General features: G+C 74.3%; 14 protein-coding genes. 3 read left to right on the forward strand and 11 right to left on the reverse strand.

The window, feature by feature from the left end:
* Nucleotides 1-151: 151 nt before the first annotated feature.
* Nucleotides 152-1,537, forward strand: a complete 1,386-nt coding sequence (locus ACFVDM_RS07265) for an MFS transporter (RefSeq protein ID WP_383634337.1) — start codon at nt 152-154, stop codon at nt 1,535-1,537.
* A gap of 45 nt (nt 1,538-1,582) precedes the next feature.
* On the opposite strand, the gene ACFVDM_RS07270 is transcribed toward ACFVDM_RS07265, so the two are convergent.
* On the reverse strand, nt 1,583-2,065 hold the full coding sequence (locus ACFVDM_RS07270; RefSeq protein WP_383634339.1) for an NUDIX domain-containing protein: 483 nt from the start codon (nt 2,063-2,065) through the stop codon (nt 1,583-1,585).
* A gap of 29 nt (nt 2,066-2,094) precedes the next feature.
* Nucleotides 2,095-3,684: an apolipoprotein N-acyltransferase gene (lnt, locus tag ACFVDM_RS07275; protein WP_383634341.1), complete on the reverse strand. Its 1,590-nt coding sequence runs from the start codon at nt 3,682-3,684 to the stop codon at nt 2,095-2,097.
* A gap of 189 nt (nt 3,685-3,873) precedes the next feature.
* Here lnt and ACFVDM_RS07280 point away from each other — a divergent pair, with 189 nt between their 5' ends.
* Entirely contained in the window at nt 3,874-4,902 is a 1,029-nt protein-coding gene (locus ACFVDM_RS07280) for an O-antigen ligase family protein (RefSeq protein ID WP_383634343.1), read from the forward strand.
* Between the two features lie 81 nt (nt 4,903-4,983).
* On the opposite strand, the gene ACFVDM_RS07285 is transcribed toward ACFVDM_RS07280, so the two are convergent.
* Together ACFVDM_RS07285 and ACFVDM_RS07290 are read right to left on the reverse strand one after the other, a co-directional pair.
* Nucleotides 4,984-5,547, reverse strand: a complete 564-nt coding sequence (locus tag ACFVDM_RS07285) for a hypothetical protein (RefSeq protein ID WP_383634345.1) — start codon at nt 5,545-5,547, stop codon at nt 4,984-4,986.
* A 69-nt stretch (nt 5,548-5,616) separates the two neighbouring features.
* Nucleotides 5,617-6,402: a glutamate racemase gene (locus ACFVDM_RS07290; RefSeq protein ID WP_383634347.1), complete on the reverse strand. Its 786-nt coding sequence runs from the start codon at nt 6,400-6,402 to the stop codon at nt 5,617-5,619.
* Between the two features lie 58 nt (nt 6,403-6,460).
* Here ACFVDM_RS07290 and ACFVDM_RS07295 point away from each other — a divergent pair, with 58 nt between their 5' ends.
* Complete coding sequence (locus tag ACFVDM_RS07295; RefSeq protein ID WP_383634349.1) at nt 6,461-7,633, forward strand: glycosyltransferase; 1,173 nt, start codon at nt 6,461-6,463, stop codon at nt 7,631-7,633.
* A gap of 13 nt (nt 7,634-7,646) precedes the next feature.
* On the opposite strand, the gene ACFVDM_RS07300 is transcribed toward ACFVDM_RS07295, so the two are convergent.
* The 7 genes from ACFVDM_RS07300 to ACFVDM_RS07330 form a co-directional block, all read right to left on the reverse strand.
* A complete protein-coding gene (locus tag ACFVDM_RS07300) occupies nt 7,647-9,005 on the reverse strand; it encodes a TerD family protein (RefSeq protein ID WP_383634351.1) in 1,359 nt (452 codons plus the stop codon).
* A 91-nt stretch (nt 9,006-9,096) separates the two neighbouring features.
* On the reverse strand, nt 9,097-9,459 hold the full coding sequence (locus tag ACFVDM_RS07305) for an ArsR/SmtB family transcription factor (RefSeq protein WP_383634353.1): 363 nt from the start codon (nt 9,457-9,459) through the stop codon (nt 9,097-9,099).
* 168 nt (nt 9,460-9,627) lie between these two features.
* A complete protein-coding gene (locus tag ACFVDM_RS07310; protein ID WP_383634355.1) occupies nt 9,628-9,990 on the reverse strand; it encodes a zinc ribbon domain-containing protein YjdM in 363 nt (120 codons plus the stop codon).
* A gap of 49 nt (nt 9,991-10,039) precedes the next feature.
* Nucleotides 10,040-10,417, reverse strand: a complete 378-nt coding sequence (locus ACFVDM_RS07315; protein ID WP_383634461.1) for an ATP-binding protein — start codon at nt 10,415-10,417, stop codon at nt 10,040-10,042.
* A 50-nt stretch (nt 10,418-10,467) separates the two neighbouring features.
* Nucleotides 10,468-12,111 carry a SulP family inorganic anion transporter gene (locus ACFVDM_RS07320; protein WP_383634463.1) on the reverse strand — a complete coding sequence of 548 codons (1,644 nt, stop codon included), beginning with the start codon at nt 12,109-12,111 and terminating at the stop codon, nt 10,468-10,470.
* A 68-nt stretch (nt 12,112-12,179) separates the two neighbouring features.
* The gene (locus ACFVDM_RS07325) at nt 12,180-12,521 is read right to left on the reverse strand and encodes an ArsR/SmtB family transcription factor (protein WP_383634357.1); all 342 of its coding nucleotides are present in this window, start codon (nt 12,519-12,521) and stop codon (nt 12,180-12,182) included.
* 150 nt (nt 12,522-12,671) lie between these two features.
* Nucleotides 12,672-13,322, reverse strand: coding sequence for a TetR family transcriptional regulator (locus ACFVDM_RS07330; protein WP_383634359.1), 651 nt, complete (start codon nt 13,320-13,322; stop codon nt 12,672-12,674).
* Between the last annotated feature and the right edge of the window lie 67 nt (nt 13,323-13,389).

Genomic DNA, 13,389 nt, shown 5'->3' on the forward strand with positions numbered 1-13,389 from the left:
CGTTCCCCGGCCGATCGGACCTGCCCCATGGTGCCCCCGGGCACTCCCCGGCGCCCAACTGTGGTGCCCCACCACATACGCCCCCGACCTGCCCCTTCCTACGGTGTGGCGACACGTCCCCGTCCCCCCTCCCCCTCCGGAAGTGGTACCCATGGCCACCCCCGCATCCGCTCCCCCGACGCCGTCCGGCCTCCGCAGGATCGTCGCCGCCAGCCTCATCGGCACAACCATCGAGTGGTACGACTTCTTCCTGTACGGGTCGGCGGCGGCCCTCGTCTTCAACAAGCTGTTCTTTCCCGACTCCGAACCGCTCGTCGGCACGCTGCTGTCGTTCCTGACGTACGCCGTCGGCTTCGCCGCCCGGCCGCTCGGGGCCCTGGTGTTCGGGCACTACGGTGACCGGCTGGGGCGCAAGAAGCTGCTGGTGCTGAGCCTGCTGATGATGGGCGGGGCCACGTTCGCGATCGGGCTGCTGCCGACGCACGCCACCGTGGGGGTGGCGGCGCCGGTGCTGCTGACCCTGCTGCGGCTGGTGCAGGGATTCGCCCTGGGCGGTGAGTGGGGCGGGGCGGTGCTGCTGGTATCGGAGCACGGGGACCCGGCGCGCCGGGGGTTCTGGGCCTCGTGGCCGCAGACGGGCGCGCCGGCCGGGCAGTTGATCGCGACGGGGGTGCTGTCCGCGCTCACCGCGCTGATGTCGGACTCGGCGTTCGAGGCGTGGGGCTGGCGCGTGCCGTTCCTGCTGTCCGGGGTGCTGGTGATGGTCGGTCTGTGGATTCGTCTCTCTGTCGATGAATCGCCGGTCTTCAAGGCGGCGCTGGCCCGGTCCCGGGAGCGCGGCAAGGAGGCGGAGGAGGCCGAGAGGATGCCCGTGGTGGCCGTGCTGCGGCACCATTGGCGGGATGTGCTCGTTGCCATGGGGGCCCGGATGGCGGAGAACATCAGCTACTACGTCATCACCGCGTTCGTCCTGGTGTACGCGGTGACGGCCGCGGATCTGAGCAAGCAGACGGCGCTCAACGCGGTGCTCGTCGCGTCCGCGGTGCACTTCGCCGTCATCCCGCTGTGGGGTGCGCTCTCGGACCGGGTCGGCCGGCGGCCCGTCTATCTGGCCGGTGCGGTCGGGGTCGGGCTGTGGATGTTCCCGTTCTTCGCGCTGATCGACACCCGGGACTTCGGGAACCTGCTGCTCGCCGTCACGGTCGGGCTGGTGTTCCACGGGGCGATGTACGCGCCGCAGGCGGCGTTCTTCTCGGAGCTGTTCGCGACCCGGGTGCGGTATTCGGGCGCGTCGATGGGCGCCCAGTTCTCGTCCGTCGCGGCCGGTGCCCCGGCGCCGCTCATCGCCACCGCGCTGCTCGCGGACTACGACGACTCCGCGCCGATCGCGCTGTACGTGATCGCGGCGGTCCTCGTCACGGTGCTGGCAGTCGTCTGCGCGAAGGAGACCCGGCTGCGGGACCTGGACGACGGGGTGCCCGGTGCGCGGGACGCGGCCGAGCCCCGACCGGCGCCGGCCGGCGCGGGCGAGAGCTGACGGGTCACGCGGAGCGGGGGCCGGGCGGAGCGCCCGGCCCCCGTGTCATGCCCGCGCGTCGGTGGGCTCGAACCAGGTGGGGCCGTCCGTGAGCGCCTGCTTGATCCGCAGGAGCGAGAAGTCCTTGAGCGGCGGCAGCGCGTCGACGGGGAACCAGCCCACTTCCAGGGACTCGTCGTCGTTGACGCGGGCGGTGCCGCCGACGGCGCGGCAGCGGAACGTGATGTCGAGGAACTGGCAGCGGTCGCCGTTCGCGTACTGCACGGGCTCCAGCGCCTGGGTGAGGACCACCCGCTCCGCCACGCAGCGCACGGCCGTCTCCTCGTAGACCTCGCGCTCCGCCGTCGTGGCGGGCTGCTCCCCGGGCTCCGAGATGCCGCCGACGACCGACCAGCCACCCGTGTCGGCGCGCCGGCCGAGCAGCACTCTGCCCTCGTCGTCGAGGACGACGGCGCTGACGCCGGGCAGCAGAAGCAATTGGTGACCGGCGGTCGCACGGATCTCACGGATGAAGTCAGGAGTAGCCATGCACCGACCCTACGCGGCGCGTCCCCCGTTCAGCGGACGCGGCGGGCACGGACCGCCCGCGTCGCCACCCAGCCGATCCCGCCCAGCGCGAGCAGCGCGAGCAGGCCTTCCGGGAGCGGGCCCATCCGCGTCGCGGGCGTCAGCGAGGAGCGCAGCGGCACCTCGTCGACGAGGGCGTCCGGTGTGAACATCTTCGTCTTCTGCACGACCGTGCCGTCCGGGCGGATCACCGCGCTGACGCCGCTGGTGACGGGGACGACGACCGCGCGGCTGTGCTCGACCGCGCGCACCCGGGACATGGCGAGCTGCTGGTAGGTCATCTCGCTGCGGCCGAAGGTCGCGTTGTTGCTGGGAACGGCGATCAGCTGGGCGCCGTGCTCGACCGTGTCGCGCACGGCGTCGTCGAACGCGGCCTCGTAGCAGGTCACCAGTCCGACGCTCGTGCCCGAGAGGTCGAAGACGCCGACCTTGTGGCCCGGTCCGAAGTCGCGCTGCACCCGGTCCACGTCCGAGCTGAAGATCCGGACGAAGGAGCGCATCGGCATGTACTCGCCGAACGGCTGGATATGGCGTTTGTCGTACGTGTCGACCGGGCCCTTGTCCGGGTCCCACTGGATGAGGGTGTTGCGCAGGTTCCCGGTGTTGGGCTCGACCACGGCGCCGACGACGGTGGGGACGCCGATGGCCTTGACCGCGTCGTCGATGACGATCCGGGCGTCCGCGTAACGGTAGGGGTCGAGGTCGGAGGAGTTCTCCGGCCACAGGACGAAGTCGGGCTTGGCCACCTTGCCGGCCTTGACGTCCCGGGCGAGCTGTTCCGTGCGCTTGGCGTGGTTGTCCAGGACGGCGCGGCGCTGGGCGTTGAAGTCGAGGCCGAGCCGGGGCACGTTGCCCTGGATCGCGGCGACGGTCGCGGTGCCGTCCTCGGCGGAGTCGTCCACCAAGGGCAGTGAGGCGAGGGCGGCGGCGACGGGCACCAGGACGGCTGCGGCGGTGGCGGCCGCGGCCAGCCGGGGCAGCTCGCCCGTGGTCCGCCGCAGCCGGAAGCGGCGAACGGCCTCGAAGAGACCGAAACCGCAGAGCACCACGGCGAAGGAGAGCAGCGGGGTGCCGCCCAGCGCGGCGAGCGGCAGGAACAGGCTGTCGGCCTGCCCGAAGGCGATCTTGCCCCAGGGGAAGCCGCCGAACGGCACCCGGGCCCGGACCGCCTCGTCGAGGGTCCAGACGGCCGCCGCCCAGAGGGGCCAGCCGGGCAGCCGGGTGACCGCCGAGATGCCGACGCAGCCGACCGCGACGAACAGCGCCTCGGCCGCGGCCAGGGCCAGCCACGGCACCGGGCCGACCTCCTCGCCGGTCCAGTGCAGCAGCGGCAGCATGAATCCGAGCCCGGCGAGCAGTCCGAGGCCGAGGGCCGCGCGGAGCCGGCGGTCGAAGAGCACCCAGCCGAGCAGGGCGAAACCGGGCAGCACCAGCCACCACAGGGGGCGCGGCGGGAAGCTCAGGTAGAGGAGCACGCCGGAGACCACCGCCGCCGCGGGCCGCGCGAGGCGCGGCAGGGCTCGTGGACGGGCGGGGGCGGGCTGCTGCGGTTCGCCGACCGGCGCGATCGTGGTGCTCACCCGGCGGAGTCTACGGTGGTGGGCCCGCCGTACGGGAGCCCCGCCCCGATCACGGAATCACCGCCGCCGGATCGTTTCCTCGCATCTTCTGCCCCTGTGCCCCCTCCTGCCGTTACCCTGTCGCCCACCCCCCGCCGAGCGGCCCGACGCTGCCGTTCGTGAACGCGACGGTCACGGACGGGGGACCACGTGGGGGCTGAACCGTCGGGACGCGGTCCCGAGAGCGGCACCGCGTCCGACGCCGCCGGGGCCGTGATCCTCGCCGCCTGCGCGGTCTGGACGCTGATCAGCGCGGCGGGCCGGGAGACCAGGCCCGAAGGGGTCCTGCTCGCCCTGCTCGCGGTCGCGGCGGGCTTCGCCTGCGGTCGCATCTGCGGGACGCTCGCCCCGGTGGCCGCCCCGTCCGCCGCCGCGCTGGCCGCGCTGGCGGCGGCGTTCCTGTGGCGGCACGGGGTGCCGGGCGCGACGGCGACATCGGAGACCGCGCCCGGGGACACCGGCGCCACGGCTGCGCTGCTGGTGCTGTCGGCCGGGGCGGCGTGCTGTGCGGCGGCCGCGGCCCGGTCCGAGGGGGTGCGGCTCGTCCTGCGGCTGACGGCGCTCGGGGCCGCCGGGGTGGCGCTCGGGCTCGGTTCCGTGCCGGGGTGCGTGGCGGCGCTGGGCGTCCTGCTGTGGTCGCTGGCCTCGGCCGGGATGCGCGGCCGGCTGCTGGCCCTGACCGGTCTGGCGGTGGTGGCCGGTCTGATGGCCGGTCTGTCGTGGGCCCTGGCCGAGGGGGTCCTTCCCGATGGGCCGGCCGCCGTCCTGGAGGGGCGGTTCACCGGCGACCGGGTGCGTCTGTGGCAGGACGCGGTGCGGCTGGCCGGACAGCATCCGGTCCTGGGCATCGGTCCGGACCGCTTCGCGGAGCTGAGCCCGGCCGTGCGGCAGACCGTCGGCGCGGACGGCAAACCGCATTCGGCTGCGCTCCAGCAGGCGGCCGAGCAGGGTGTGGTCGGTGTGGTGCTGTTGGGGACGGCGTTCGCCTGGCTGCTGTACGCGCTGTGGCGCTCGCCGCGGAGCACCCCGGTGGTGCTGACGGCCGGTGCGGCGCTCACCGCGCTCGCGGTGCTGGCGGGTGTGGGCAACGCGCTGAGTTTCACTCCGGTGACGGCGGGGGCCGGGCTGCTCGCCGGGCTGGCCTCGGCGCGGCGGCCGATCGCGCCGGGCGGGGTCTGACCACCTGCGCCGACGGGCCCGCACGGACGCGGACGAACCCCCGGGGGTCAGGTACCCGCGGGGGTCAGGTACCCGCGGGGGTCAGGTACCCGTGGCGGAGCCGGGGGCGGACAGATGGAGCCGGTCGCGGATGAACCGGGCCCCGGCCTCGGCGTCGTCCACGGTGACGGTGAACGTCCGGCCGTCCCCGAGCCGGAGCACCAGGCCCTCGCCCCGGCGCACCACCACGGCGGTCCCCTGGTCGGGACGCCAGCGGTATCCCCAGCCGCCCCACTGGCGCGGGGTGACCTTCGGGGCGAACTCGGCCCCGACCACATGGGTGAGCAGGATCCTGCGGCGCGGCAGGCCGATGTGGCCGCAGCGCACCTCCAGGGCGTCGCCGTCCACCCGGACCGCCACGTTCACGAAGGCGAGCGTGCCGAAGAGCATGAGCAGCCCGGCCGCCACGCAGCCGATGACCGACATCAGCAGCGGCACCCCGCCGGAGGTCCAGGTCGAGCTGACGGCGAGCTGGATGCCCAGGGCCAGGCAGGCGGCTCCGGCGGCCGCGAGCACCCACTGGGTGCGGTTGGTGGCGCGGCCGGTCCAGACCGCGGTGTGAGTGGCGGCACCGTTGCGCGTCGTTTTGCGAGGGTGGTCCGTCATGTCAAGCAGCGTACTGAAGAACGTGCCTCCCGGGGCGGGTCCGACGGCCCCGCTCGGGTGGTGCGGGCCTCAGCGCGGGGAGCCGACCGCGGCCAGGCCTCGGCCCTCCGGGTAGGCCAGGGCGGCGGCCGGGAGCTCCGAGGCGGTGCCGCCGAGCAGCACGGTGAGGGACGCGGCCGGTTCGGCCGACGGAGCGGGTTCGGCACCGATCCGGCGCAGTGCCTGGGCGGCGACGGCACCGGCCGAACCGTGCAGGACGACGGGCGGCAGACCGGGCCGCTGGACGGCGGCGCGGATGCGGTCGGCGACCAGCTCGTAGTGGGTGCAGCCGAGGACGACGGCCCGCACGTCCGGCGGGGTGAGCGCGGCGGCGGCGGCGACCGCCCGCTCGACGCCGGCCTCGTCCGCGTACTGCACGGCGTCGGCCAGTCCGGGGCAGGGAACCTCGGTGACGTCTGCGGAGCCGGCGAAGTCGCGGATCAGTCCGCGCTGGTACGGGCTGCCGGTGGTGGCGGGGGTGGCCCAGATGGCGACGGAGCCGCCCGCGGCGGCGGCCGGCTTGATCGCGGGGACGGTGCCGATGACGGGGAGCGCGGGCTCCAGCTCGGCCCGCAGGGTCCCCAGCGCGTGCACGGAGGCGGTGTTGCAGGCGACGATCAGGGCGTCGGGGCGGTGCTCGGCGGCGGCGCGGGCCACGGCGAGCGCCCGTACGGTGACGTCCTGCGGGGTGCGCGGTCCCCAGGGCATGGAGCCGGGGTCCGAGGAGAGCACCAGATCGGCGTCCGGCCTCAGCCGGCGTACTGCGGCGGCGGCGGCCAGCAGGCCGATTCCGGAGTCCATGAGCGCGATCTTCACCCGGTCACCATAGTCGACCGCCCTTGCGGTCCCAGCTCAGTGGGGCAGACTTCGGGCAATGAGCGCCGTTGCCTGGATCGCCGTGGTGTCGCTGGTCGCATGGGTCTGGCTGCTGCTGGGACAGGGGTTCTTCTGGCGGACCGGCCAGCGGCTCCCCGCCCGCGCCGCCCCGGCGCACTGGCCCTCGGTGGTGGTCGTCGTCCCCGCCCGCGACGAGGCGGACATGCTTCCGCTGAGCCTGCCGTCGCTGCTGGCACAGGACTATCCCGGGACCGCGGAGATCGTCCTGGTGGACGACTGCAGCACCGACGGGACGGGCGAGCTGGCCCGCACACTGGCGGTACGGCACGGCGGTCTTCCGGTCACGGTGGTGTCGCCCCCGGAGCCCGGACCGGGGTGGACGGGCAAGCTCTGGGCGGTGCGGCACGGGATCACGCTGGCCCGCTCCCGTGATCCGGAGTTCCTGCTGCTCACGGACGCGGACATCGCCCATGAGCCGGACAGTCTGCGGGAGCTGGTGGCCGCCGCCACGGCGGGCGGCTACGACCTGGTCTCCCAGATGGCGCGGCTGCGCGTGGAGAGCGCCTGGGAACGCCTCGTCGTCCCGGCGTTCGTCTACTTCTTCTCGCAGCTGTACCCGTTCCGGTGGATCAACCGGAACGGGGGGCGGACCGCGGCCGCCGCGGGCGGCTGCGTCCTGCTGCGGACGGAGGCCGCCGTACGGGCCCGGGTGCCGGACTCGATCCGGCAGGCGGTGATCGACGACGTGGCGCTGGCGCGGGTGGTGCGGCGCGACGGCGGGCGGATCTGGCTGGGTCTGGCGGACCGGGTGGACAGCGTGCGCCCGTACCCGGGGCTGGGGGATCTGTGGCGCATGGTGTCGCGCAGCGCGTACGCCCAGCTGCGGCACAACCCGCTGGTGCTGCTCGGTACGGTGCTGGGGCTCGCGCTCGTCTATCTGGCGCCGCCGCTCGCGCTGGCCGCCGGACTGCTGGGCGGGGACGCGGCGGCGGCCTGGGCGGGGGGCGCGGCCTGGGCCGTGATGGCCGGGACGTACACGCCGATGCTGGGGTACTACCGGCAGTCGCTGTGGCTCGCGCCGTTGCTGCCGTTCACCGCGCTGCTGTACCTGCTGATGACCGTCGACTCGGCGGTTCAGCACTACCGGGGCCGGGGCGCGGCCTGGAAGGGGCGTCACTACGCCCGTCCCGAGGCCGCGCCGGATCAGTGACCGCGGGTCCGGCTCACTTGCGGCCGGGCGTCCAGTTCATGCCCCAGCCGTAGGCGCGGTCGATGGTGCGCTGCGGGCTGACGCCCCGGTCGCAGACGAGGTAGCGGGCCTCGCGCTGCACGGTGAGGTCGCCGCCGTTGTTCGTGATGAGGGCGAGCGCGCAGACCGTCGAGGGGACGGTGCACTCGTCGAGCGAGAAGTCGATCGGTGCGCCGTGCTGCGGCTGGAGGGTGACCGTGGCGTGCAGATCGGCGAAGCTGCGGGCGCCCTCGTAGATCGTGACGAAGATCAGCAGCCGGCGGATCCGGGCCTTCTGGTCGAGGTTGATGGTCAGGTTCTCACCGGCCTCCACGGCGCCGGTGCGGTCGTCGCCGTCGAGTTCGACGTAGGGCGGCTGGTGGTAGGCGCCGAAGGCGTTGCCGAGGGCCTGGACGACGCCCTTGCGGCCGTCGGTCAGTTCGTAGAGGGCGCAGAGGTCGAGGTCGAGGTCGGCGTGCTGGGCGACGGCCCGGCCGAGTTTGCTGCCCCAGCCCTTGAACTGCTTGCGCACCTCCCAGTTGAGGTTGACGCGCATCGCTCCGGAGGTGCCGCCCTGCTTGGCGAGGGAGACGGCGGGGGCGTCCTTGGTGAGCGTCACCTTCGTCAGGCGCACCGGCTGGGCGGGCGGTGCCGGGGGCGCGGGCGGCACCGGCGGGGCGATCGGCCCGGCGAGGGTCGGCTGGGCGTGCGGCGGGAGCGGTGCGGGCGGCGGCGCCGCGACCCGGGCCGAGGGCTGGGGCGGCGGCGGGGCGGCGGGCATGGTGGCGGGCGGGACCGGGCTCGTGGGGCGCTGCGGCTCGTCGACGGAGATGCCGAAGTCCGTGGCGAGCCCTTCGAGTCCGCTGCCGTACCCCTGGCCGACCGCGCGGAACTTCCAGGCGCCCTGGCGCCGGTAGAGCTCGCCGAGGATGAAGGCCGTCTCGACGGTGGCGTCGGTGCTGTCGAAGCGCGCCAGTTCCGCGCCGCCGACCGCGTCCAGGACCCGTACGTACAGTCCGGCGACCCGGCCGAAGCTGCCGCCGTCCGCGGAGGCGGCGAGGACCACCCGGTCGACGGCGGGTTCCAGCCGGGCGAGGTCCACGGCGAGCGTGTCGGTGGCCGCTCCCGCGGTGGCCCGCTTGCCCTCGTGGCGGACCGCGCCGCCGGCGTGCACGGGCTGGTTGTAGAAGACGAAGTCCCCGTCGTCGCGTACCTTCCCGTTCGCGAGAAGCAGGAGTGCCGAGGCGTCCACGTCCGGTGTGCCGGGGCCGGTGCGCCACCCCAGCTCGACGCGGACGGCCTGGGCCGCCACCGGAACGTTGGTTCCCTTAAGCATGGTCATGCTCGCCCCCATCGCGAGTCCGTCTGCCGAGACTTCTCCCGGGTCAACCTAGCGCCTCGGCGGGCCGTGCCCGCCCGCCGGGAGGGGCCCGGTGCGCGCTCCGTCACCGCGTGCCGCGCCGCCGGGAGGAGCCCGGCGCGTCGGCGGCCTCCAGATCGGCGAGGAGTTCGGCCTGCCCGGCCAGGACGCCGGACAGGATGGTCCGGGCGACCCTCAGCAGTTCCGCGAGCCGGGGGTCGGCCAGGGAGTAGAGGACGGCGGAGCCCTCCCGGCGCTGGATCACGAGGTTGGCGCGGCGCAGCACGGCCAGTTGCTGGGAGAGGTGGGCGGGTTCGACGCCGATCTCGGCGAGCATCTCCGAGACCGCGTGCTCGCGCCTGCTGAGGAGTTCCAGCACCCGGATGCGGACCGGGTGACCGAGTGTCTTGAAGAACTCCGCCTTCAACTGGTAGAGGGGCGTACTCACCGCTGCCGCTCCTCGCCCGCCGTGCGTGTCCGCGTGCCGGACGGCCGCCGTCGTACGGGCGCGGTGCGCCGTGTCCACCCAGAAACGTTCTCCATGGGGACATCCTCGCGCCTCCGCCCGCCCGTCATGACCCCGGGCGTGCCGGACGGGCGGGCGGCGGGCCGGTGCTCAGGCCTTCTTGACCACGCTGGACTTGAGCTGCATCGAGCCGAATCCGTCGACCTTGCAGTCGATGTCGTGGCCGTCCACCCCGTCGACGAGGCGGATGTTGCGCACCTTGGTGCCGGCCTTGATCCCGGTCGGGCTGCCCTTCACCTTCAGGGTGCGGACGACGGTGACGGTGTCGCCGTCGGCGAGGACGTTGCCGACCGCGTCGCGGATCGCCGTGTCCCCGGCCGGTGCTCCGGTCTCCGTGTCGGCCGGGGCCCATTCGTGGCCGCATTCGGGGCAGACGAGGAGCGCGCCCGACTCGTAGGTGTAGGTGCCGGAGCACTCGGGGCAGGGCGGCAGGGCCCCGGTGGTGTCGTTCATGGTCGTTCCTTGCCTTGTCCGTTGCCGTACGTGGTCCTGCCGCCGCGGTTCACAGCGGGAGGGTGATCCAGATGCTCTTGCCGCCGCCGTCGGCGTCGCCGCGTACGACGGCGGTGCCGCCGAGGCCGAGGGTGAGTTCCATGACGGTGCCGAGGCCGCCGCCGGTGGTCCCGGGGCGTGGCAGCGCGGTCAGGAGGGCGGGCCGGTGCGGGTGGCGGTCGTGGACGGCGAACGCGAACGTGTGGCGGCCGGCCGCGTAGTGGACGGTGATGCTCGGGGAGTGCGAGGCGGCGTGCCGGACGCTGTTGGTGACCAGCTCGGACAGGATGAGCAGCGCCGGGTCGACGGTGCGGTGGCGTCGGCTGATGCCCCATTCGGCCAGCACCTGTTCGGTGGTCTCGCGGGCGATCCGGACGGCGGGGCCCATCGCCGGGAGGGTCAGGACGTGCCGCAGGGGCAGGGTGTCGGGCCGGAGGCTCACCGGACGGCCTCCTCGGTGACGGGCGCGGCGGGCAGCAGCCCGGACCGGTGGAGATGGGCGCGCGCGGCGGTGACGGCCTCCCCCGTGGTGGCGTGCGCCTGGCCCTCGCTCTGGAGCAGTCCGAGGGCGCCGACGGAGGCCAGGACCGGCAGATGGCCGGGGCGGATCCCGGCGGCGAACACGGCGATCCCGCGCCGGTGCAGCGTGCGCACCGCGTCCTTGAGGGCGAGGGCTCCGGTGGCGTCCATGGTGGTGATCCCCGCCATCCGCAGGACGACCACGCGGACGCCTGCGACCTCGGAGAGTTCCGGCAGCAGGCGGGGGGCGCCCGCGAAGAAGAGCGGTCCCTCGATGCGGTAGGCGGCGATGTGCTCGGCCAGCAGCGCGTGTTCCTCCGGGCTGTGCGGTCCGGTGAGGTCGGCCGTGACCTCGGTCCGCTCCATCCGGGTCTGCCGGGCGACCGCCCGCAGCGCCAGGGCCCCCGCCACGGCCAGGCCGATGATCACCGCGTAGACGAGGTCGAGCACGAGGGTGGCGGCGGCGGTCAGCACCAGGACGACGGCGTCCGGCCGGGTCGCGCGGGCCATCGCCCGCAGGGCTCCGACCTCGACCATGCGGACGGCGGTGGCGAGGAGTACTCCGGCGAGCGCGGCGAGCGGGATCCGCGAGACGAGCGGGGCTGCGGCGAAGACGATCACCGCGAGGACGAGCGCGTGGGTGAGGGCGGCGAGCCGGGATCCGGCGCCGGTCCGGACGTTGACCGCGGTACGGGCGATGGCCGCCGTGGCGGGGACGCCGCCGAAGAGCGGGGCGGCCAGATTGGCGATGCCCTGTCCGAACAGTTCCCGGTCCGGGTCGTGCCGGTGACCGGTCGTCATCCCGTCGGCGACGGTCGCCGAGAGCAGCGACTCCAGGGCGGCGAGCGCCGCGACGGCGACGGCCGGGGCGAGCAGCGAGGGCAGCGCCGCCGGCTCCAGGAAAGCGAGGGAGGGGGCGGGGAGTCCGGAGGGCAGGGTGCCGATGGGGGCGGCCGCGTCCAGGTGGAGGAGCTGGACGGTGAGCGTCGCGGCGGCGACCGCGACGACGGAGAAGGGGACGGCGGGCCGCAGCCGGGCGCCGACGAGCATCACCACGGCGACGGCGAGGGCGAGGAGCAGGGCGGTCCAGTTGGGGGCCCGTACGAACGCCTGCACCGCGTGCCAGGTCACGGGGAGGACCTTGTCGCCCTCGGGTTTCGGCACGCCGAGGGCGTTCGGCACCTGCTGGAGGGCGATGACGCAGGCGATGCCGAGCGTGAAGCCCTCGACCACCGGGGCGGGGAGGTAGCGCATGAAGCGGCCGGCCCCGAGGAACGCGAGCGCGATCAGCAGGACTCCGGCCATCAGCCCGACGGTGAGCACGCCGCCGGGGCCGTGCGCGGCCACGATGGGCAGCAGCACCACGGTCATGGCGCCGGTCGGGCCGGAGACCTGGAGGTGGGAGCCGCCGAAGAGGGCGGCGAGGGCGCCCGCGACCACGGCGGTGGCGAGTCCGGCCTCGGCGCCGAGGCCGGAGGAGACGCCGAAGCCCAGCGCGAGGGGCAGCGCGACGACGGCGACGGTGAGCCCGGCGAGCAGGTCCCGGCGCGGGTTGCGGGTCATCGTGCCGAGGTCGGCGCGGGTGGGCAGCAGGGCGCGGACCCGTGCCACGGGCCGGAGGACGGACGCGCTCACGGCGCGGAGACCTCGGCGCCGCGCAGTTCGGCGAGGAGTTCGTTCTGCCCGGCCAGCATCTCGGTGAGGATCCGGCGGGCGGCCCGCATCAGCTCGGCCACATCGCCGCCGGCGAGGGCGTAGACGACGGTCGAACCCTCCCGGGTGGCGTGGACGATGCCGGACCGGCGGAGCACCGCCAGTTGCTGGGAGAGCGCAGAGGGCTCCACCTCAATCGCGGCCAGCAGGTCCCGGACGGGCATCGGGCCGTTCTGCAGCAGCTCCAGAACCCTTATCCGGACGGGGTGTCCGAGCATCCGGAAGAAGTCGGCCTTGGCCTGGTACAGCGGAACCGGCACGGTCGCGGACCCCTTCGTCAGCCCTCAACGCGCCGGGGTGCCCCCGTCGGCGCACCGCATCACTTGCGGATACGGCGAACACAGCATGTAGTGAATTGCAGAATTTTGCAATTCGACGAAAGGTCGTTCGAGGCGGTGCGCTCCGGGGGGTCACCTCGGTGGCGGGCGGTCTCCGCGCCGCCGGCCCGCGGGGGCGGAGGCCGGGCGGGCCGGGCGGGTACCCAGGGCCGCGCGCAGGACCGGCGCGAGGACGGCGCGCGTCTGGTCGCGGGTGAGCGCGGCCGGGGTGGGCAGCGGATTCACGTAACGGGTGTAGATGAGACCGCCCAGGACGGTCACGACGGCCGTGGCGCGGGCGGTGGCGTCGCGGCCGCCCAGGAATTCAACGAGCCGGGCCAGCAGTTCGGTCTCCAGGTACTCCCGGACCGCCTCCGCGCCCTCGCCGCCCAGCCCGGACAGCCTTCGGAAGTCGGGGTCCTCCCACAGCCCCGTCACCGCGTCGACGAGCCGTCCGGGCAGACCGGCCGGATCCCCGCCCAGGACCTCCTCGACGCCCAGTACATCGGCGCACCGCACCTGCATCACCTCGGCGAACAGGCCCTTCTTGGAACCGAAGTGGTAGGAGATCAGCGCCGCGTCGACCCCGGCGGCCCCCGCGACGGCGCGTACGGTCGTCGCCCGGTAGCCGCGCTCCAGGAACAGCGCGCGGGCGGCGGACACGATCGCGGCACGGGTCGGCGGACGGCCGGGCGGCCTGCCGCGGGGACGGGCGGGGGCGGCGGCAACGGCGGCGTTATTCATCAGCGTTGAGCCTGCGGGGCGTGATCGACAGAGTCAAGGGCGTCAGGACGACCCCTCGGAAGGACGA

The organism is Streptomyces sp. NPDC057682 (assembly GCF_042799575.1).
In the GTDB taxonomy this organism is placed as follows: domain Bacteria; phylum Actinomycetota; class Actinomycetes; order Streptomycetales; family Streptomycetaceae; genus Streptomyces.